Source organism: Streptococcus sp. FSL R7-0212, assembly GCF_038007985.1.
GTDB lineage: Bacteria > Bacillota > Bacilli > Lactobacillales > Streptococcaceae > Streptococcus > Streptococcus parauberis.
The window spans coordinates 1,025,447-1,046,837 of the sequence record NZ_JBBOYF010000001.1 but is presented as its reverse complement, the minus strand read 5'-3'; the positions used below and the strand labels follow the sequence as shown (position 1 = coordinate 1,046,837).

At 36.0% G+C, this 21,391-nt stretch carries 21 protein-coding genes and 1 pseudogene; 8 read left to right on the top strand and 14 right to left on the bottom strand.

Going from position 1 to position 21,391, the window contains the following annotated elements:
• Window positions 1–4 precede the first annotated feature (4 nt).
• Window positions 5–1,870 (bottom strand): beta-glucoside-specific PTS transporter subunit IIABC, encoded by a 1,866-nt coding sequence (locus MKY69_RS05375; protein WP_340791119.1) that lies wholly within the window; start codon window positions 1,868–1,870, stop codon window positions 5–7.
• A gap of 167 nt (window positions 1,871–2,037) precedes the next feature.
• Here MKY69_RS05375 and MKY69_RS05370 point away from each other — a divergent pair, with 167 nt between their 5' ends.
• Window positions 2,038–2,889: a MurR/RpiR family transcriptional regulator gene (locus tag MKY69_RS05370; RefSeq protein ID WP_003106062.1), complete on the top strand. Its 852-nt coding sequence runs from the start codon at window positions 2,038–2,040 to the stop codon at window positions 2,887–2,889.
• 309 nt (window positions 2,890–3,198) lie between these two features.
• On the opposite strand, the gene MKY69_RS05365 is transcribed toward MKY69_RS05370, so the two are convergent.
• The 5 genes from MKY69_RS05365 to MKY69_RS05345 all read right to left on the bottom strand — a co-directional run bounded on the left by MKY69_RS05365 (window position 3,199) and on the right by MKY69_RS05345 (window position 6,452).
• Entirely contained in the window at window positions 3,199–3,573 is a 375-nt protein-coding gene (locus MKY69_RS05365) for a pyridoxamine 5'-phosphate oxidase family protein (protein WP_003104459.1), read from the bottom strand.
• A gap of 9 nt (window positions 3,574–3,582) precedes the next feature.
• Window positions 3,583–4,419 carry a Cof-type HAD-IIB family hydrolase gene (locus MKY69_RS05360; protein ID WP_003106872.1) on the bottom strand — a complete coding sequence of 279 codons (837 nt, stop codon included), beginning with the start codon at window positions 4,417–4,419 and terminating at the stop codon, window positions 3,583–3,585.
• A gap of 10 nt (window positions 4,420–4,429) precedes the next feature.
• A complete protein-coding gene (locus MKY69_RS05355) occupies window positions 4,430–4,831 on the bottom strand; it encodes a YkvA family protein (RefSeq protein ID WP_003104357.1) in 402 nt (133 codons plus the stop codon).
• A gap of 8 nt (window positions 4,832–4,839) precedes the next feature.
• The gene (locus MKY69_RS05350) at window positions 4,840–5,292 is read right to left on the bottom strand and encodes a DUF1801 domain-containing protein (RefSeq protein ID WP_003106869.1); all 453 of its coding nucleotides are present in this window, start codon (window positions 5,290–5,292) and stop codon (window positions 4,840–4,842) included.
• Between the two features lie 137 nt (window positions 5,293–5,429).
• Window positions 5,430–6,452, bottom strand: coding sequence for a Gfo/Idh/MocA family oxidoreductase (locus MKY69_RS05345; RefSeq protein ID WP_340791116.1), 1,023 nt, complete (start codon window positions 6,450–6,452; stop codon window positions 5,430–5,432).
• Between the two features lie 201 nt (window positions 6,453–6,653).
• Here MKY69_RS05345 and MKY69_RS05340 point away from each other — a divergent pair, with 201 nt between their 5' ends.
• The 4 genes from MKY69_RS05340 to MKY69_RS05325 are packed head-to-tail and all read left to right on the top strand — an operon-like array spanning window position 6,654 to window position 9,435.
• Entirely contained in the window at window positions 6,654–7,346 is a 693-nt protein-coding gene (locus MKY69_RS05340) for a LexA family transcriptional regulator (protein WP_003106866.1), read from the top strand.
• 8 nt (window positions 7,347–7,354) lie between these two features.
• On the top strand, window positions 7,355–8,779 hold the full coding sequence (locus MKY69_RS05335; protein ID WP_003106864.1) for a Y-family DNA polymerase: 1,425 nt from the start codon (window positions 7,355–7,357) through the stop codon (window positions 8,777–8,779).
• A complete protein-coding gene (locus MKY69_RS05330; RefSeq protein ID WP_340791114.1) occupies window positions 8,772–9,149 on the top strand; it encodes a hypothetical protein in 378 nt (125 codons plus the stop codon). Before MKY69_RS05335 ends, MKY69_RS05330 begins: the two co-directional genes overlap by 8 nt.
• A complete protein-coding gene (locus MKY69_RS05325; protein ID WP_013793917.1) occupies window positions 9,130–9,435 on the top strand; it encodes a DUF5960 family protein in 306 nt (101 codons plus the stop codon). The genes MKY69_RS05330 and MKY69_RS05325 overlap by 20 nt, the downstream gene beginning before the upstream one ends.
• Before the next feature lie 434 nt (window positions 9,436–9,869).
• On the opposite strand, the gene ffh is transcribed toward MKY69_RS05325, so the two are convergent.
• The 5 genes from ffh to MKY69_RS05300 form a co-directional block, all read right to left on the bottom strand.
• On the bottom strand, window positions 9,870–11,444 hold the full coding sequence (gene ffh, locus MKY69_RS05320; RefSeq protein ID WP_003102749.1) for a signal recognition particle protein: 1,575 nt from the start codon (window positions 11,442–11,444) through the stop codon (window positions 9,870–9,872).
• Window positions 11,445–11,455: 11 nt separating this feature from the next.
• Window positions 11,456–11,788 (bottom strand): putative DNA-binding protein, encoded by a 333-nt coding sequence (locus tag MKY69_RS05315; RefSeq protein WP_003104908.1) that lies wholly within the window; start codon window positions 11,786–11,788, stop codon window positions 11,456–11,458.
• A 118-nt stretch (window positions 11,789–11,906) separates the two neighbouring features.
• The gene (locus tag MKY69_RS05310) at window positions 11,907–12,605 is read right to left on the bottom strand and encodes a GntR family transcriptional regulator (protein ID WP_340791113.1); all 699 of its coding nucleotides are present in this window, start codon (window positions 12,603–12,605) and stop codon (window positions 11,907–11,909) included.
• 113 nt (window positions 12,606–12,718) lie between these two features.
• On the bottom strand, window positions 12,719–13,270 hold the full coding sequence (locus tag MKY69_RS05305) for a hypothetical protein (RefSeq protein ID WP_340791112.1): 552 nt from the start codon (window positions 13,268–13,270) through the stop codon (window positions 12,719–12,721).
• Window positions 13,271–13,284: 14 nt separating this feature from the next.
• On the bottom strand, window positions 13,285–14,115 hold the full coding sequence (locus MKY69_RS05300; RefSeq protein ID WP_340791111.1) for a hypothetical protein: 831 nt from the start codon (window positions 14,113–14,115) through the stop codon (window positions 13,285–13,287).
• Window positions 14,116–14,382: 267 nt separating this feature from the next.
• Between MKY69_RS05300 and guaA the strand changes: the two genes are divergently transcribed.
• From guaA to MKY69_RS05285, 3 genes are all read left to right on the top strand, one after another.
• The gene (guaA, locus tag MKY69_RS05295) at window positions 14,383–15,945 is read left to right on the top strand and encodes a glutamine-hydrolyzing GMP synthase (protein WP_100084190.1); all 1,563 of its coding nucleotides are present in this window, start codon (window positions 14,383–14,385) and stop codon (window positions 15,943–15,945) included.
• A 183-nt stretch (window positions 15,946–16,128) separates the two neighbouring features.
• A complete protein-coding gene (locus MKY69_RS05290) occupies window positions 16,129–17,277 on the top strand; it encodes a cation:proton antiporter (protein ID WP_340791110.1) in 1,149 nt (382 codons plus the stop codon).
• A 206-nt stretch (window positions 17,278–17,483) separates the two neighbouring features.
• Complete coding sequence (locus MKY69_RS05285; protein WP_100084188.1) at window positions 17,484–18,956, top strand: peptide MFS transporter; 1,473 nt, start codon at window positions 17,484–17,486, stop codon at window positions 18,954–18,956.
• Between the two features lie 121 nt (window positions 18,957–19,077).
• Here the strand turns inward: MKY69_RS05285 and tnpA are convergent.
• The 3 genes and pseudogenes from tnpA to MKY69_RS05270 form a co-directional block, all read right to left on the bottom strand.
• Window positions 19,078–19,557, bottom strand: a pseudogene (gene tnpA, locus MKY69_RS05280) (IS200/IS605 family transposase).
• A 188-nt stretch (window positions 19,558–19,745) separates the two neighbouring features.
• A complete protein-coding gene (locus tag MKY69_RS05275) occupies window positions 19,746–20,063 on the bottom strand; it encodes a PTS cellobiose transporter subunit IIB (protein ID WP_003104151.1) in 318 nt (105 codons plus the stop codon).
• Window positions 20,063–21,388, bottom strand: a complete 1,326-nt coding sequence (locus MKY69_RS05270; protein WP_003106852.1) for a PTS sugar transporter subunit IIC — start codon at window positions 21,386–21,388, stop codon at window positions 20,063–20,065. The genes MKY69_RS05275 and MKY69_RS05270 overlap by 1 nt, the downstream gene beginning before the upstream one ends.
• Between the last annotated feature and the right edge of the window lie 3 nt (window positions 21,389–21,391).

Genomic DNA, 21,391 nt, shown 5'->3' with positions numbered 1-21,391 from the left:
TATCTTATATTTGTACCTTTAGAACAGGTTCCATTGTTTCAATAGTTCCATTTGCCATCAGCTTAAAGTCAACAAAATTTGCTGTATTAGTAACGACAATTGGAATTTCTGTTTGGTAGCCAGCATTTTCAATTGCCATTTTTTCAAAACTAATCAGTTTTTGACCTTTTGCAACCTTATCTCCTTCTTTAACGTAAGATTCGAAGAATTGACCATTTAAATTAACTGTGTCTAATCCTATATGAATAAGTAGTTCAAGGCCTGAATCAGATAATAAACCAATCGCATGTTTAGTTGGTAAGACCGTTATAACTTGACCATCAAATGGTGCAACTACTAATTCTGCATTAGGCTGTATGGCAAAACCTTTTCCGAGACTTTCTGAGGCAAAAACTGAATCAGCAACTTGTGACAATTCAATTACTTGCCCTGAAATTGGAGCTGTGATGAGAGTATCTGACAAGGCTATCAATTTCTCTGCCGGTAATTCTAACTCACTAGGAATTTTTTCTTCAAAACGCAATGATAAGAAATAAGTTATTATAGCTGTCGATATGACTGTAATAATAATTGCAATAATAATATTCCAGAAAAATTCCATGGTATTATCACCAATATAGAGTAATACAGCAGGAAGACCTGATGAGCCAGTAGCAAAACGATGCACTTGCATTACTCCGGCATAAAGCCCTCCTAGACCACCACCTATCATAGATGCATAAAGGGGGTATTTTTTTGGCAAGTTTACTCCATATAAAATAGGTTCTGTAATTCCCATATAACCTGTCAAAGCACCTGATGAAGCCACTTGTTTTAGTTTTTTATCTTTTGTTCTGATAGCAACAATTGAAGCTGCTGTAGCTTGTGCAATATTTGAAACCAATGCTCCTGGTCCAAAGATAGAGTCGTATCCTAGTTGAGACATTTGCATAATTCCAAGAGGAGCTATTGCATTATGGATACCAAACATAACCATAATTGGTAATAAAGCACCTATTAAGACTGGAGGTAACCAGCTTATTGTTTCAGATAAATAAGTGAATCCATCCGCTAGTAAGTTCCCAATGATGGCACCAATTGGACCTAGGATAGAAAAAGCTAGTGTACCCATAATAAGAAAAATAAACATAGGTACAAAAATTAATTCGACTGATTTAGGAATTATTCTCTTCAACAATCGTTCAACATAAGATTGAACAAATACAATCAAAATAGCTGGTATTACAGATGATGAATAAGTTGCTATAGTAAATGGAATTAAGTCAAAGAAAGCAACTTTTTCTCCCGCTGTCAAAAATGTAATCCAATTAGGATGTAGCATCATTGCAATAACTCCAACTGCTAGAATGGGATTTGTTTTTAATTTTTGAGCTGTCGTAAATGCTAATAGTAAGGGTAGAAAGTAGAAGACACCATCTGAAAATGTATTAAGCATGACGTAAGTTTGAGAGGTATTAGAAATTAATTTAAAAACGACTAATAATGCAAGTACTGCCTTTACCATACCAGCTCCAGATAATGCTGGAATGATTGGTTGAAAGACCGCTGCTACAAAACTAATGAGAGTCTGTACTGGAGATAATTTTTCTGTTTCTAACTTTCCGTCTTCATCTTTGTTTAAATCGACTAAAGGTTCTATTTCTTCAAAAACATTTTTTACATGAGTACCTATTACAACTTGGTGGACACCTGCATTAAATAGGTACATAGTAACGCCTTCTAGTTCTTCTAATTGACTTTTTTGAACTAATTGACCGTCTTTTAATTTAAAACGTAATCTCGTTTGACAATGGTAGACATCTTGTACATTCTCTTTTCCGCCTAAATTATCAATAATAGCTTGTGCTAATTCATGGTATTTTTTTGACATATCCCATTTCCTTTAATTTTTTTATTATCAGGGCCTTGATATATAAGTCAATTATATACTGCTGTCTAGACAAATATTAAAATTTCAGATACACTTGGTATACGGTTTCACATTCTAGTGAACCTTCTCTTCAAAAATGAAATAGAGTGAAAAGGATAAATAAACTTATGCTGGATGATATAAATGAATTGGCGCAGATGGGGAAATCGTCTAAAGCTACAATAGCTCAATCGATTCTTGATAACCTTGGTACTATTGAACAACTATCCCTTGATGATATTGCTCGAATTAGCTTTAGTTCTAAGTCTAGTATTGTGCGTTTTGCGCAAGCTCTGGGTTATAAAGGTTGGACAGATTTTTTACCAGTTCTTTTATCTGAACGCTATTATTCTGAGACCCACTATTCTGATATTGATCACAGCCTTCCTTTTAATGAAGAAGACAGCGCCAGTGATATCATTCAAAAAATAGCTACAATTGAGAAAGAAAGTATTCAAGATACAGCTGATAAGTTGTCTGAGAATGAATTAAATAAAGCCGTTACTTTCCTCAGAAAAGCTAAACGTGTTGTTGTATTTGGACTCAGTCCTAATGATTATATCGCTCATCTTTTCAAGCGTAATATGTTAACTATTGGTAAAAGTATCGAGATTGCTAGCAGTAGTGAATTTGGTTTGATGGCTAACTCTTTAACCGAAAATGATGTCGCTTTAATTATTTCCTATTCTGGTAAATCAAAAAAGAATGATGCACTACGCCATTTAGAGCAATTACATCAACAAAAAGTTAATATTATTGGTTTAACCAGTGAAAAAGGGCGCTATTTACAAGAACAAGCTGATGCTTACTTTACTATTTGTACCAGAGAAGATAAACAAAAGAAAATCGGAAACTTCTCCACAGAAGAATCAATCCTTTTTATTCTCAATACAATTTACGCCCTCTATTTCAAACAAGATTATTTCAGAAACTATGTTCGAAAAATCAACCTTTCCACCTCTCTCGAACATGATCGTTAAAAAAAGAACCTATTTTTAATAGGTTCTTTTACTTGTTTGTAATTTCTTGATATCTCTTAATAACTGGAGTATCTGATATTTTCTGTTCGCTTTTCTTTATTGACTGGAACATTTGGGTCTGATAAACCAACTGTTGCGACGAGTAAGTGGCTATAATGGAAAGAATTCATCTTTCCTAGTGCATGGGTCAGGCCTTTAATACCAAAAGCATAGTGCGAACCAATATAAATAATAGTTTGATAGGTTTTGCTTTTATCAAACTTGTGAAAGTCGATTGCTTCAATGTCTAATAGACTACAAAAGGAGTTTTTAAAGTAATTGTATTGATTCATTGACTTTTACTTGGAGAACTTCTCTGATAAATGGGTACTTTTCCTTCATTTCATCAAACCAGTCTCCCTCAGATAGAAAACTACCACTGCCGTTGATTCTAAAACCTGTCCCTTGATAGCCATTAAATCCTTCAACCTGACGCGCAGCTAAGGTCAGGATTAACTGATTGTTGACAGCAATGTCCTCTTGTGTAGAATGCATACCTGCCACTGGGATTAGAATAATGTCATCGTCTTTAGGAACTAGGTAGGAATTCCATGTACAGGTGACGTGTGGCTCCTCATTACCCCAGCTGGTGATAGAAACTGGTCCTTCGTGTTTTAAAACTTCATAAAATGTCTCTGTGAACATAGGTTCTCCTTAAATTAAATTTTCTAGTGCGTAAGCAATGCCATCTTGATCGTTGGATTTTGTCTCTTTGTCGGCAATTTCTTTGAGCATATCGACAGCATTTTCCATAGCAAATCCTAATCCAACATAAGCAACCATAGTTGCATCATTTTGACCATCACCAAAGGCAATCATATCCTCAGGCTGATAGCCCATTGGCTTAAAGATGGTATCAATAGCTTTGGCTTTATCAATGCCCTTAGCCGTAAATTCATAATAGAAAGGTGCCGTAAACATGGCATTGACCTCATCGCCAAAAGGTGCTGAAATTTCTTGATAGTGCTGGTCCAAGTATTCCGGCTGACCTGCCAACAAAATTTTATTGAGCGGGAAATCAGCAAAAACAGCAATATTATCCACTTCACATAATTTATAGCCATTACTATGCGCCTCATAATCAATGACATTAAAATCAGTGCCCGCCAAGTCTAAATGCCCTGCAAAAACGTTTTGGACATAAGTATAGTCATCTTTGACCACCATCGGAATCACATCAAAATTCTCCACATGCTGTAAAATGGCTTGACCCTCTTCGACTGTCATTGTTTTGTTGTATAGGACTTGGCCGGTCTTGCAGTCCATGACCTGGGCACCATTAAATGAGATCAAAAAACCTTCATAAATGTCCATCTGCAAAGCTTTGGCCAGTGGTAAGATTCCGGGAAGAGGGCGACCAGATGCTAGAACTAATTTGGCTCCTTCTTGCTGCGCAGCAATCAAGGCATAGTGTGTCTTAGGACTAATTTTTTTCTCTGAATTAAGCAAGGTCCCATCAAGGTCCATAAAGATAAGTTTGTGTGCTAACATGATTTTTCCTCTATGATTGTTGCATACGAATAAAATGAATAATAAAGATGATAATTAGTATCCAAAAAATAACAATTGGTAAAGCATAATACCATTTCTTAGGTTTACCATTAATCCACATATTCTCTGATTGTTTTTGTGATTCTAGCCAAATATCTTCTGGGATCATTTTAATCAAAAGATACATGAGTGCTGGTAAAATAAAGATATCATCAAGATATCCCAGAAATGGAATGAAATCTGGAATCAAATCAATTGGTGACAAAGCGTAAACCACAATAATTAGAGCCATTAACTTGGCTAAAATTGGTGTATTAGGATTCTTCATAGCCAAAAAGACGGCTGGTAAATCTTTTTTCAAATGTTTGAAGCGTCTAACTAATTTAAATTTACTAGGTTTTTTCTTAAACAAATAGTCTCCTATTTAAGTGTCTTTTGGTAGGCTTTCAGGAAGTCATCTTGACTGACCTGTTGGCAAAGTTTACCTATTAACTCATAAGGAATTGTCTTCATATTTTTAAAACGAATACATGATTTCCCCATATCCGGCTTTGTCTTCATATAGAGTGGGTATTGGGTCAAGAACCATTCTTTAACATGGTCAAACATATAAATGCCATTATGATAGATAGCAATATGATTCTTCTGAGAACCGATGGTAATGAAGGCAAGATTATCTTCAGGATTACAATGATAGCCCTCTGGGAAAACATCGTGAGGAACTACATAGGAAATCATCTGATACTGTAATTTTTCTTCATATTTATCCGGCAAATTATCTTTGATAACTTGTCTCAACTGATTGATTACGTCCCTACGGTCATCAGGCAAGGCCTGTAAATAATCTTCGATACTGTCTACTTGATATTGCATGGTCTTGTCTCCTTTACTGTTTACTCATATTATAACGGTAAGGGCATTAAAAGTTCTGAAAAAAGTTAGACTTGTCTAACAATTACTAAAAAGCCCATCGTAAATGATGGACTTTTTAGTATCGAAATAACCGTTAATTATCCTTGCCATGCTTCCATTTGGCGGATGCCTTCTTCGATGATTTCGATTTGGCGAATGGTTTCTTCGTCTTTAACGACTTTTTCTTTACCTAAGATGATACTATCGTGGATAGCTTGGTACATACGGGCATAGCTTCCTTTTTCAGAAATGACTTTTTCTTCGTGATATTGACCATTGTCATCAATATAAGTCAACGTACCATAGTGTTCTGGACTATCTACACCAAAATCAGCATTATCTGGCATATAGAAGCGTTTTAAGTCATCTTCTTGACGGTCTTTAGTTTCTTTCACGAACATCCCTTTTTTGCCGTATACGACAAAACTTGGGCGTTCCTTGATACGGAAATAACTTGATTTAATAGAGACTTTCTTAGCACCATAATAGAAGTCTAAATCAAAGTAGTCATTCATGCGTCCTTTACCTAATAGCTGGCGCACGTCATAGTGAACTGATTCTGGCATGCCAAAATATGAAATGACTTGGTCAATTGTGTGACAAGCGTGGCCATAGAGGTAACTTGTATTGATAGAGTACTCATCAATACTTTCAGGGATTTCCGGACGGAAATAATCAAAGTGCATTTCCACTTCTAGGATATCCCCTAAAACACCACTGTTAATTACTTTTTGAACAGTTAGGAAGTCTGAGTCAAAACGACGGTTTTGATAAGCTTGAACAAAAACGCCTTTTTCTTTAGCAATAGCAAATAATTCTCTGGCTTCTGTTGCCGTCTCTGTAAATGGTTTTTCAACTAGGGTATTCTTGCCAGCAAGTAAACATTGTTTAGCAACTGAGTAATGAGCTGATGGAGGAATGGATAGAACAATTAATTGGATTTCTGGATCTTCCAATACATCAGCAATATCATTAGTATAAATAACCCCTTCAATTGGCTCCCAAGGACTTGGTACTGGTGAATAGATTGTTTTTATTTTAATATCATCCAATTGGTTAACAAATGGAATGTGGTAGCGGTTAGCACTTTTTCCATTTCCTATATATGCAATAGTTAACATGGTTACATCTCCTAGAGTTTTATTGGCAAATTGTATATATTCAAAAAATGAATATTTTTACAATTTAAAGCCAAATCAATGATACGCTATCTGATGAAAAATGTCAAAAAATCTAATAATTTTCATGACAAAAATCTTGAATTTGTCAAATGGATTTGTTATAATTTAGTAAAGTTATAACTTTACTAAAGGAGCTAAGGTATGTTTTCAGGTAAACAATTAAAAAAAATTCGTCAACAACACAAGATGAGTCAAGAGCAATTAGGTCAGGAACTTGGAGTAAACAAGATGACTATTTCCAACTGGGAAAAGGATAAGAACAGTCCTAATCAAAAGCATTTAAATGCTTTAGTCTCTATTTTTGAGACAGATCAAGACTACTTCAATCACTATCAAGAGATTATCATTCCCTACAAACAACTAACTAAACAAAATCAATCTAAGGTTGTGACCTATTCAGAGAAATTACTAGCACAAGAAAGTAAAATTATTACCTTGCCGACTAAGAAAAAGGAACTATTTTCTTATCGTGTTTATGAAAGTTTATCTGCTGGTACTGGTTACTCTTACTTCGGTGATGGCAACTATGATGTGGTTTTCTATGATGAACAAATGGATTATGACTTTGCTTCATGGGTCTTTGGGGATTCTATGGAACCAACTTATCTCAATGGAGAAGTCGTTCTCATAAAACAAGAAGGATTTGACTATGATGGTGCCATTTATGCCGTTGAATGGGATGGACAAACTTACGTCAAAAAAGTCTACCGTGAAGAAAACGGATTACGTCTCGTATCTTTGAATAAAAAATACTCAGACAAATTTGCTCCATTTGATGAAGGTCCACGTATCATTGGTAAAATCATTGCTAACTTTATGCCATTAGAGGTGTAATTTTACTCATGTCCTATATTGATTATTCACGAGAACCAAAGTCAGATATTGCTTTTGTGGATATGAAATCTTTTTATGCCAGCGTGGAATGCGTGGAACGTGGCTTAGATCCCTTGACAACCTCTTTATGTGTCATGAGTCGAGCAGACAATAGCAATGGTTTGATTTTGGCCTCTTCTCCAACTTTTAAACGGATTTTTGGTAAGTCTAATGTTGGGCGATCTTATGATTTACCCTTTGATATTCAGACCAGACGTTTTAACTATCATGTTGCCAAGAGAGAAGGGTGGGATGTCACACCTGCCTTGGTCAAGTATATTGAAGCTTGGGCTAGACACACCTATGTTGTCCCACCGCGGATGGATATATATATTGAAAAGAACATTGCTATTCAACACATCTTTCAAGAGTTTGCCTCTCCAAAAGATATTCTAGCTTACTCTATTGATGAGGGCTTTTTAGACTTAACTTCTTCTCTTAATTATTTTGTTAAGGATAAAGAACAAAGTAATCGTGAAAAATTAGATGCGGTGGCTAAACGGATTCAATATCGGGTTTGGAAAGAAACCAAGATTATTTCGACCGTTGGTCTCAGTAATGCTAATCCACTTCTAGCTAAATTGGCCTTAGACAATGAAGCAAAACATACACAAACCATGTTAGCTAATTGGTCTTATGAAGATGTACCGACAAAAGTTTGGAATATCAAAAAAATGACTGATTTTTGGGGAATTGGCTCGCGTACTGAAAAACGTCTGCTTGCTATGGGGATTACCAGTATCAAACAACTTGCCAATAGTAATCCCGATCTCTTGAAAAAAGAATTCGGTGTGATTGGTTTACAACTCTGGTTTCATGCAAATGGTGTGGATGAAAGTAATATTCACCATCCTTATCGACCAAGATCAACAGGAATTGGTAATTCACAAATTCTACCGAGAGATTATCTTTTTCAATCAGAAATTGAATTAGTCCTTTCAGAGATGGCTGAGCATGTCGCTAAACGCTTGCGAGCTCGTAAGAAAAAAACAACCGTCATTGCTATTCATGTTTCATTTTCTAAGGGACAAGATATAAAGTCTATCAATAGTCAGCAAAAAGTTGACCCAACGCAATCTACCAAGAAGGTCATTAACACTGTCTTGTCACTCTTTCGAAAACATTACTATGGTGGTGCCGTTCGTCAAATTGGGGTACGTTGTGATGGGCTTGTGGATGATCATATAGAGGTAATTAACCTTTTTGATGATTTTGAGACACTTCGTAAAGAAAGCCAACTAGAAAAAACCATTGATTTAATTCAAAACAGATATGGTATCATGTCTCTGCAAAAGGCTACCTCTCTTTTGCAATCTTCTCGAATTGCGGAACGGAGTCAATTGATTGGAGGGCATTCTGCACAAATCAAAGAAAGGAAACCTGCTCATGATTGATCGCTCTTATTTACCTTTCCAATCAGCACGTGACTATCAGGACCGTAAAATGGCTAAATGGATGGGTTTCTTTTTATCAGAACACACCAATTCTCTTGACCAAGATCGCAAAACGATTGATATAACAAGTGACTTATCACTCTCTGAAAAATATCTTCTCTTAGGACAAGCTTACAGTCAACAGCTTCCTATTTGGTTAAGTATCTTTCAAGATAATCAGATGAGTGAAATAGAAGGTAGAATTAGTGAGATCCAACCTAAGCAGTTTCAAGTTAAAATTAACAATTACTATCGAACCTTTCCAATGGCGAGTTTGATTAGGATTGAAATGGAGGAGGAAAACAGAAATCATGACGAGACATCCGTTTAACAGGAGCAAGTGCCAATTTGATTATTTCAGTCGGAATTATCGGCGTTTCGAAGAAGACTTCTATCAATTTTCCGCGCTGCATATTCCTCTCACCTTTTTAACAGATGACATTCTCTACACAATGGCTAGTTCTCAGCAAAGCTATTTCAAATTAAATAAAGAAAATGCTAAGGATAAAAAGGATCACTACTTCTACTTCAAAATTGTCCCGAGTCCGGATAATGCGGAGGATGCTTTTTACTACTACATTGAAACTAGTCAGGAATTAAAGGAAAAAGCAAGTTAAAAAAGGTCCATAGGACCTTTTTTGTTACTATGAAAATCCTTCAAAATAGATGCGTTCTGAGTTGATGCCTTGATCAGTGAATACTTTTTGCCAATGGCGTCCCATGTGAATAGGACCACCCAGTATAATGACAAAATTGCTATCTTTAGGAGGTAATTGTGTTAAGATTTCTTGATCTGAATACGGTGTAATAAAACTGAGTGGCTAGATTTCGATTTCCTTGGGCAATAGACAAAAGGGAAACGACTCCTATGCCACCACTACGACTGGTCAACCAACCTGCTAAGAAAATTAAGGAATAGTTAGCTGCTAAGTCGGCAAGTCCCGCAGATGACGGGTCTCAAAAAGTATTAAATGGAATTATTCTAATTAAACCATACCGTATTTATAAATTTTAATAATAAGAAAACCTAAGAAATTCTTAGGTTTTGCACTTATTTACGTTTTTTCTTCGCTTTTTTAAGTTTGTTAACTTGGCGTTTCATTGATTGCTTCATTGCAAACTCACCAACTTTACCTTTAAGCCCGCCACCAAACATTTGGCTCATATCCATATCACCACCAAATGCCGACATGTCAGGCATACCACCTTGGCCCATCATGCCTTCCAAGGCTGACATATCCGGCATACCACTACCACCCATATTAGGCATATTTTTTGGCATGTTATTTGGATTGATACCCATCTGTTTCATAGCTTTATTCATATCACCAGACATCATACCTTGCATCATTGTTTTAGCTTGGTTAAAGTCTTTGATAAATTTATTAACCTCGACAAAGGTATTACCAGATCCTGAGGCAATACGACGACGGCGACTTGGATTTAAGAGTTCTGGATTTTCACGTTCAGTAGGCGTCATTGATGAGACAATGGCACGTTTACGAGCAATTTGTTTTTCATCAACTTTGATGTTTGCTAAGGCAGGATTACCAGCCATTCCAGGAATCATCTTCAAGAGATCTTCCATTGGTCCCATATTTTGAACTTGGTCTAATTGGGCAATAAAGTCATTGAAGTCAAATGTGTTCTCACGCATTTTTTCAGCTAACTCTAATGATTTTTGTTGGTCATAATCTTGACTAGCTTTTTCAATCAGTGTTAAGAGGTCACCCATACCCAAGATACGACTGGACATACGATCAGGGTGGAAAGTCTCAATATCAGTGATTTTTTCACCAGTACCAGTGAATTTAATTGGACGACCAGTGATTTCACGAACTGATAAGGCTGCACCACCACGAGTATCACCATCAATCTTGGTAAGAACAACACCAGTGATTTCTAATTGTTTGTTGAACTCATCAGCAACGTTAGCTGCTTCTTGACCAATCATACTGTCAATAACCAGTAAGATTTCATTTGGTTGTGCAAGAGCCTTAACATCGCGCAACTCGCCCATTAATTTTTCATCAATTTGTAGACGACCGGCCGTATCAATCAAGACATAATCATTACGATTTTCACGAGCTTGTTCTAACCCTTTTGTGACGATTTCTACTGCAGAGTGGTCAGTTCCCATATCAAAGACAGGAACATTAATTTGTTGACCTAAAGTCTTTAATTGATCAATGGCAGCCGGACGGTAGATATCGGCAGCAATCATCAAAGGACGAGCATTTTCTTCTTTGATTAATTTGTTAGCCAATTTACCAGCAAAGGTTGTTTTACCAGCCCCTTGTAAACCAACCATCATAATAATAGTTGGAATTTTTGGTGATTTAACGATTTCAGATGTTTCAGACCCTAAAATTGCAGTTAATTCTTCATTAACAATTTTTAAAATTTGTTGTGTTGGGTCTAAGGTATCAATGATTTCATGACCAACAGCGCGTTCACGAATACGTTTGATAAAAGTTTTAACAACAGGTAAAGCAACGTCGGCTTCAAGTAAAGCCAGACGAATCTCTTTTGTTACCTCTTGAACATCTTTATCAGATAACTTTTTTTTACCTCGGATATTTTTAAAGACACCTTGTAGGCGCTCTGTTAAACTCTCAAATGCCATAACTACTCCTCTTAATCTCTATTATCAATGCTTGTTAAAATGGAAATTTGCTCTGTAATAAAAGCATCTTCCGGATACTTTGCCGTAATGGCATCGAAGATTTCACTACGAACGATATAGTCTGAATACATATGTAATTTCATTTCATAGGTCTCAAGAATTTTTTCAGTTCGCTTAATATTATCATAAACGGCTTGACGGCTAACACCAAATTCTTCGGCAATCTCAGCAAGACTATAATCATCTGCATAGTACAGCTCAATGTAGTTCATTTGCTTATCTGTTAAAAGTGCTGCGTAAAACTCAAATAGAGCGTTCATCCGATTTGTTTTTTCAATTTCCATAACCTTAATTTTACCATATAATCAGGGATAATAACAATACTTAATCACGATTGTGGCCTTAAAACCAAATTGAGCAGAAAAGAAAAAGGTTACCACTAATAAGCAAGCCTTTTTTAACTTAATTGTTTTCCAGATAGAATTCAAAACGGTCGCCCACATACTGGCTACGCACATATTCAAATGGATTCCCGCTGGTGAAATATGATACTTGGGTCATAGCAAGAATAGCGTGGCCTCTGCTAACGCCTAAATAGGATGCAACACGTTCACTTGCTGATCTAGCATAAATGATTTGTCGGCTTTTGCCAATTTCAAAACCATTGGTCTCCAAGGTTTTGAAGAAATGCTCAGTAATATCTTCACGTCGAAAATTACGGATGTACTTCTCTGGAATAGAGGCCACTTCGTAAACGAGGGGAACGTTATCAGCAAAGCGAATCCGTTCCATTCGAATCACGTGATCTGTCGATTCCAATTGCAATTCTTTAATTTCAGTATCACTGGCAAGTTGCTTTTGATAGGAAATCAGTTTTGAAGACGGCTTTTTCCCTTGAGAGTTAACAATTTCCGTGAAACTGGTCGTTCCGCGCATTTTATCTTGTACACGTTGACTGGCAACATAAGTTCCACTGCCAATCCGTCTTTCCAAGATGCCTTCTTCAACTAGTAAAGTAATAGCTTGTCTTAAGGTCATTCGACTGACTGCAAATTTTTCAGCTAGCGTCCGTTCACTTGGTAAACGATCACCAATGGGCCAAATGCCGTCATCAATATCTTTTCTTATTGTATCATGGATTTTTATATAGGCTGGTAGCATGATCCCATTCTCCTCAAGACTTTTATTGACTCTATTTTAACATAATTCTGACAATTTTGGATGAGAAATAAAATGAAAGAATACTAAATATAATTGGAACTAGTTTTTTGTATTTAATCAATAACATTATTATTTACCAAGGTATTCGCTGATGGAGGAAAATGGATTGGTTCTAATACCCAGATTTGTTTATGAGCAAAACCATTAACTAAGCTCTTATGGAAATAATTTCCTTCAATTACTACATGACCAACCTTTGAAGAATGCTGACCGATTGATGCTTCATATGCAATCAGTTTGCCCTGATGATTAATGAATGGTAAAAATTGATTATTTTTAATAACTATATGATCACTAAGGAATCTAAAATTATTATATATGCTGTAGTTGGGTTCAATAGCTTTTATTAATCCAGCATCCCAAATACCATTTTTTTCAGCAGCATCAAGCTGGATAGCTTCAGCATAGTAGTCATGAAGATTCTTATCTACTGTTATTTTTGCTATTGAGGTTAACTCTGGGGCGTAGCCAACAAATTGATTATATTCAAAAATTGAATTTTGAAGAGAGCCTAAATCAAAAATATGATTTCCTTTCTTTTGGACCAATTTAAAAGTATTATGGTGAATATACCAGTTATTTCCATGGTCGGCCATAATTAACAACTGAGCTCCAAGCTTCAGATTGTTAGCCCTAAATTGAATATGTGACAGTTCAAAATTACTAACCCCATCTCGTGGAGAAGGACCTGTTCCAATCCAAACCAGTAGGAGAAATTATCAATGATGAGTTGAGTATGATTTCCGATTATGGAAGAATTTGATGGTAAAATAAAATAATCTTTCTTTGGATACTTACTACCTATCATATACTCACCCTTTGGTAGAAATATATCTGTTTGTTTATGTTTATTTGCATATGAAAAAGCTTTATTTAGTATTTTATTATTTGCTTTTTGATTAGTTTTAGAATGGAAGTGAACAAAATAGGTTTTACAGAGTTGTTCTTCATCTATTACTCTTGTTTTTTTATTATTTTTAGCAAGCAAATGATAAGTTGTATAAACTTTACCTAGTTTAAGAAATATTTGCACATTCTTAATTTTGTATAGTTGATGAGAGTTAAAATAACTTATTTTACCGTCATTTATTACTGCTTTATCCTTAATAGTTACTAACTCATTTTTTTTGAATGCTGAATGACCAGTTAAATTTTTAATATAACTTTGTTCCACCTCAGTTTCAACAATGTGCATGCCAGTTCTATAAAATATAGAATAATGAATTTTTCTATGCGCACGTCTAATCTTATAAATTGTACCCAATTTAGGAGAGGAGTTTTTAAAATTAAATGTAACTTTATCACGTACAGAATAGCTTTGTTTTATTTTGGTCGGTATATTCTTAATTTTAATTGACTGATAAAAATTGTTTGGTTTTAGGCAAAAAGAAAGCACGCAAATGAAGAAAACTAAAAATAATACGGCCCTCTTTTTCTTATTACTAATCATATGAGCCTCTTTCAACAAATAAATAGCTTAATGAAATTAAAATTTTCCTTTTACTTATTAAAGTAGCATTACATTCGTAACTTACAATTAACTTAAAACACTGGATATAAATACGGTTTAAATCTACGTACATATTTTAATAAATGCATCAGAATGTTAGGCTTTAACGAGAAAAAATGGAAAATTTATAATGAATATTTGAAAAAAATATGCTACAATGAGATGTAAAACTCTTAACAGATCGTTAAGATAAATGAAAGGATTACAATGACTGAAATTTCAATTTTGAATGATATTCAAAAAATTATTGTTCTTGATTATGGTAGTCAGTACAACCAATTAATTGCACGACGTATTCGTGAATTTGGTGTGTTTTCTGAATTAAAGAGCCATAAAATCACTGCTAAAGAACTTAAAGAGATTAATCCAATCGGTATTGTCCTATCTGGTGGGCCTAATTCCGTTTATGCTGAGAATGCTTTTGCTATTGACCCAGAAATTTTTGAACTTGGTATTCCAATCCTCGGAATCTGTTACGGTATGCAATTAATTACTCACACGTTGGGTGGTAAAGTTGTTCCTGCAGGTCAAGCTGGTAACCGTGAGTATGGACAATCAACTCTTCGCTTACGTGCTGAGTCAAAACTTTTTGCAGGTACTCCTGAAGAACAACTAGTATTAATGAGTCATGGTGATGCTGTTACAGAAATTCCAGAAGGTTTCTACCTTGTGGGAGATTCAAACGATTGCCCTTATGCAGCTATTGAAAATACTGAACGTAACTTTTATGGCATCCAGTTCCACCCAGAAGTAAGACATTCTGTATATGGTAACGATATCCTTAAAAACTTCGCTGTTTCTATCTGTGGAGCGCGTGGTGACTGGTCAATGGATAACTTCATTGATATGCAAATTGATAATATTCGCAAGCAAGTTGGTGACAAAAAAGTCCTTCTTGGTTTATCAGGTGGTGTTGACTCTTCAGTTGTTGGCGTTCTTTTACAAAAAGCTATTGGCGACCAATTAACATGTATTTTTGTTGATCACGGTCTTCTTCGTAAAGATGAAGGTGACCAAGTTATGGGAATGCTTGGTGGTAAATTTGGTCTTAATATCATCCGTGTGGATGCTAAAAATAGATTCTTAGATTTACTAGCTGGTGTTGATGATCCTGAGAAAAAACGTAAGATTATCGGTAATGAATTTGTTTACGTCTTTGACGATGAAGCTAGTAAATTGAAAGGTGTAGACTTCCTTGCACAAGGAACACTCTATACTGATATCATCGAATCTGGCACAGAAACAGCCCAAACAATCAAATCACACCATAATGTCGGTGGTCTTCCAGAAGATATGCAATTTGAATTGATTGAACCTTTAAACACTTTGTTTAAGGATGAAGTGCGTGCGCTTGGTATCGCTCTTGGAATGCCAGAACATATCGTTTGGCGTCAGCCATTCCCTGGCCCAGGCTTAGCCATTCGCGTCATGGGTGCTATCACTGAAGAAAAATTGGAAACAGTCCGTGAATCAGATGCCATCTTGCGCGAAGAGATCGCCGCAGCTGGACTTGACCGCGATATATGGCAATACTTCACTGTTAATACTGGCGTTCGTTCGGTTGGTGTTATGGGAGACGGTCGTACATATGACTATACTATTGCTATTCGTGCTATCACTTCAATCGACGGCATGACAGCAGACTTCGCACAACTACCATGGGATGTTCTTAAAAAGATTTCAGTCCGCATCGTAAACGAAGTTGACCACGTCAACCGCATCGTCTATGACATCACAAGCAAACCACCAGCAACGGTTGAATGGGAGTAAACAAGTCTGGTGGACTTGTTTAGCCCGAGCCCTAAAACTGAAAAGCGAGGGGAATAACAAAAGGAAACAGTAATGTTTCCTTTTTCTTATATCTGGGGGACCTTTACAAATGAATCTCTTCAAGTATCACCATAATCATGCTATAATATTATCGATACTCAAATTTTTTATCTCGGAGGAATAATGCAAGAACTTTTACATATTACGATTATTTTATTTGCTAGTCTCCTAGCGACCCAATTCTCAGGTCGAATCGGTATTCCTGCCGTTGTTGGGCAATTACTTGTTGGTATTCTGATTGGTCCAGCTGTGCTCAATCTTGTCCATCAAGGGGAATTAATTCATTTTTTATCTGAATTAGGTGTTATCTTACTGATGTTTCTGGCTGGGATGGATGCTAACTTAGAATTACTTAAAAGATACCTCAAGCCAAGTCTTGTTGTAGCTATCTCCGGTGTAATCATACCTGTTGCAGCCTTTTACTTGGTAATTTTAGCAATGGGTTATCAATCACATACTGCAATATTTTACGGTATTGTATTTGCGGCGACCAGTGTTTCTATCACTGTGGAAGTTCTACAAGAATATAACAAAGTCAAGACCAATACAGGGGCAGTTATTTTAGGTGCTGCTGTGGCAGATGATATCATTGCAGTGCTACTTCTTAGCTTCTTTATCTCAAGTAGTAAATCCGATTCTGGATCATCAAATCAACTGATTTTTGAAGTACTAGGACAACTTGCTTTTCTTTTATTTCTAATTGCCTTGGTCAAATACATCGTTCCAGCCATTTTTAAATTTGTAAACAAGTTTGATAACTTTGAGAAAAATACTTTCTTAGCCTTACTCCTCTGTTTTACTACGGCACTACTTGCTAATAGCGTTGGCATGTCTGCAGTTATTGGTTCTTTCTTCGCGGGACTTGCCATCGGACAGACTAAATATGCTACTGAGATTGAGCACGAAACCTCAATTTTTGCCTACATCTTTTTCATTCCGATTTTCTTCGCCTCAATTGCTCTGCCATTAAAACTAGACGGCATCATTAGCAACTTACCGATAATCGTCCTCTTCACAGTCCTGGCCGTCGCAACTAAACTGATTCCTTGCTATATGGTTGGGCGCTCCTTTAAATTTTCGAAAATAGATGCTCTAACAATTGGTGGAGGGATGGTCAGCCGAGGAGAAATGGCTTTGATTATTGTACAAATTGGCTTAGCTGATAAACTGATTTCAAGCCACACCTATTCAGAACTGGTCATTGTAGTCATCCTCTCTACAATTATTGCACCATTTATACTGAAGCAATCCTTTAAAACAAAGAAAGCCTAAGGGCTTTTTTTACTACATTTTTCACAGAAAGAATTCACTAGTAGCCTTGGTCTAATTAATGAAGAGTACTTTGTCATTATCTATACATGAATAAAATTGATTTATACACAGTTTATGGTATTATTATCTGATTTTATATTCTAATCTTATTGACATGTCTGATATATTAATGTATTCTAATAAATAGTTATTAAAAGGAGAGTTCAATGAATCAGATAGATACAAAAACATTTTTTGGACACCCTCGTGGTTTGTCCACTCTTTTTTTCACTGAAATGTGGGAAAGATTTTCTTACTATGGTATGCGAGCAATTTTGCTTTATTACATGTACTACAGTGTTGCGGATGGTGGGTTAGGATTTGATAAAGCGACCGCAGCATCGATTATGGCTATTTATGGCTCACTTGTTTACCTATCCTCAGTTTTGGGCGGCTATATTAGTGACCGTATTTTAGGTAGTCGTAAAACTGTTTTATATGGTGGAATTTTAATTATGCTTGGTCACATAGCCCTTGCAACGCCATTCGGCAAAACTGCCCTTTTCTTTTCAATTGCCTTAATCATTTTTGGGACTGGTTTACTTAAGCCAAACGTTTCAGATATGGTGGGGAGTCTATACGCCGAAAAGGATTTGCGTCGTGATGCTGGTTTCAGTATCTTTGTTTTTGGAATTAACTTAGGAGCTTTTATTGCTCCTGCATTAGTTGGTTATCTTGGGCAAGAAGTTAACTTCCACCTTGGCTTTTCACTAGCAGCCGTTGGGATGTTACTTGGTCTCATCCAGTACGTCCGTGATGGCAATAAATACCTATCACCAGACAGTTTGGTCCCAAGTGACCCTTTATCAGCAACTGAGAAATCTTCCTTAATCAAGAAAGCAGTTGCTGCTCTGGTTGCTATTACACTTGTTCTACTTCTACTTCAAGTGACTGGTTTATTGTCAGTTGATTTAGTCATCAATTTCTTTACTATTGTCGCAATTGTCATTCCAATTTATTATTTCGTGTCAATTCTCAAAAGTAAGAAAATTACAAGTGAAGAGCGTTCACACGTCTTTGCCTACATTCCACTCTTTATTGCCTCAATTCTCTTTTGGTCAATTGAAGAGCAAGGCGCCGTTGTCTTAGCCCTATTCGCTGATGAACAAACTCGCCTCTACTTCACCTTCTTTGGCCACCACATCAACTTCCCATCTTCATACTTCCAAAGTATCAACCCACTCTTTATTATGCTCTACGTGCCAATTTTTGCGTGGATGTGGGCTAAACTTGGAAGCAAACAACCCTCATCAGCCAAAAAGTTCTCTTTTGGTTTAATGGCCTCAGGCTTATCATTTGTTTGGATGGCAATTCCGGTTATGCTCTTTGGAAGCCAAGCCAGAGTTAGTCCAATGTGGTTAATTATGAGTTGGGCAATTGTTATTGTCGGTGAAATGCTTATCTCACCAATTGGCTTGTCAGTTACAAATAAGCTAGCGCCTAAAGCATTTAAAGCTCAGATGATGTCGATTTGGTTCTTGAGTAATGCATCAGCTCAGGCCCTTAATGCTCAATTCGTTAAATTCTATACAGATCACACTGAGATAGCCTATTTTGCAATAGTTGGTGGTATAACCATCCTATTTGGTTTCTTATTACTATTTTATGTCCCAAAAATTGATAACTTAATTAATGAATAATAACCATCCGTATAACGGGTGGTTCGAACAAGAGCTATAAGCCCAGAATACAAGCCAGCGCCTTTAGACGCTGGCTTTCACTTTGTTCAAACTTCATTGCTCTTGAATAGTCACAGGCCATTCAAAGGCCATTTGTATTATTTGCCGCTATCCTAAAGGGACCTTCACATTTTTTTGCACTTAATTTATCCAGTGCGATATCATGTTTATCCTAATATTGTATGTGTTTTTTTATTGTGGCTTCGTATACTCCTACAGTACTTACATAATATCCTTCCGCCCCAAAACATTGATTAGCAAACTTAGATTTGAGATTGGCGTGTTTATCAAACATCAAGAGTGCACTTTTATCTTTTATATATCCCATAAAATTTGAGACACTAAGCCTTGGTGGAATACTCACCAACATATGGACATGATCCAGCATCAAATGTCCTTCGATTATTTCTACGCCTTTTTAGCTACACAATCTCTGAAAAATTTCACCAAGACTGCTTCTATATTGATTATAGATTATTTTTCGTCTATACCTAGGGGTGAACACAATGTGATACTTACACATCCACTTTGTGTGTGATAAGCTATATGCCTTTCTGTACATACTCTAACTCCTCTCGCAATACAATTGGCTTGAACACCCTTATTGTATCGCGAGAGGATTTTTTTGGGTATAGCCTTCAATACGCACCCCCATAGCGGGTAGTTAATTGCTTCACACCTTTGGAGTGGAACGGACTAAGAGCCACATAATTTTAAAGCTATAACATTTAGTGTTATAGCTTTTCTGTCTTAATCAATATGTGAAAGAATAATTCCTGTTAGCTTTTCTAAACCAGCTGGTGTTGGTATATAGGCATTAAATGGAATATTATCGACTGGTTTATGATGAAGCTTAGCATATTCCGTGATTGGTTTGAAATACATTTTGGTTTGAGGACTAACCAAATATAAGTCGTATTCATCCTTATTCACTATATTTTTTGAATCACTTGTTGTTGTAGCATCAACATGAATATCTTTTCCCTTTACTTTTAACAAATCACTTGCTTTCTTAGCCATCAAAGATGACGACATTCCGGCATTACAAAATATCATTACTTTTTTCATTAGATTTCCTCCACAATTCCTTCTATTTCAGCTTGTTTTTTAGCTGCTTTTTGAGCAACAATGACAAATGGCCAGTAAAATAATGCTGTAACAATTAAAATAATGATTTGCACAAGAACAACTTTAATATCACCTTGCGATGCGAGGAAACCACTGATTAATGGTGGTGTAGTCCAAGGAACCATTACCGTTAAAGGTTTAACAAATCCTACCACAGTTGCAAAATAACCAATTAAAGCACCAATAACAGGACTAAGAACAAAAGGAATCATCATTGGAAGGTTGAAGACAATTGGGAAACCAAATATGATTGGTTCATTAATTTCAAATAAGCCTGGGCCAACAGATAATTTAATGATATCTTTAAATGGTTTATATTTGATAAACAAAATGACTAAAATGACCAATGCAAAAGTTCCACCTGTACCACCCATTTGAGCATAACATGTTTGGAATGCAGAATTTAAAATGTGCGGAGCTTCCTTACCAGCCTGAACAGCAGCCATATTTTCATTCATGTTCAGAAGCATTAAGGGTTCAGTTAATGTAGCATTGATTACTGATTGGTGAATCCCCAAGGTGAAAAGGAAATTACCAGTAGAGTATATTAATAAGTAACCAAATAAGGAAGTATTGACACGGCGCAGCGGCTCTTGAACCAAATTAGTAATCAAGGTCACCATATCAGTGTTGAACAAATTCAATAGCAATGCGGAGATTAAAGCAAAGAATGAAACTGTCAACATCAAAGGAATCATTGTTGAAAATGATTCACCGACTGCAGGTGGAACATCGTCGCCTAGTCTAATACGCAAATGTTTATTTTTGGTTAATTTGATAAACATTTCAGTTGCTAGCATCCCAATAATAATACCGGCAAACAATCCAGTTGTTCCGATTTCTTTAAAAGTGACAAGCCCGGAAACCTCTATTGCTTTTTCAGCTCCATTTGGAATCACTTCTTTAATCATTGGCAACATGACAAATAATGATGATATCGCTACAACTGATGAACTGATTGGCTTATCAAAATCACGATGTTGTGACAAAAAGTAAGCAATAACTGGTGTAATTAATAAACCAGCAATGTTTAGGGAGCCATTTGTTAACATGTTCCCATAGGTTTGAAATTTAGCTAAAACATCTCCATTAAATAAGGCAGTAAACACGACATTATTTAAAAGAACAGCTAAACCAGCCAAAATAAACAGTGGCATAATAGTTGTAAAAGCATCGCGTAAGGTTCTTAGATGAATTTGATTCCCTAATCTTGCAGAGAACTCAGCAAATTTTTCTAAAAAATTTCCCCATTTACTTTCTTCCATAAC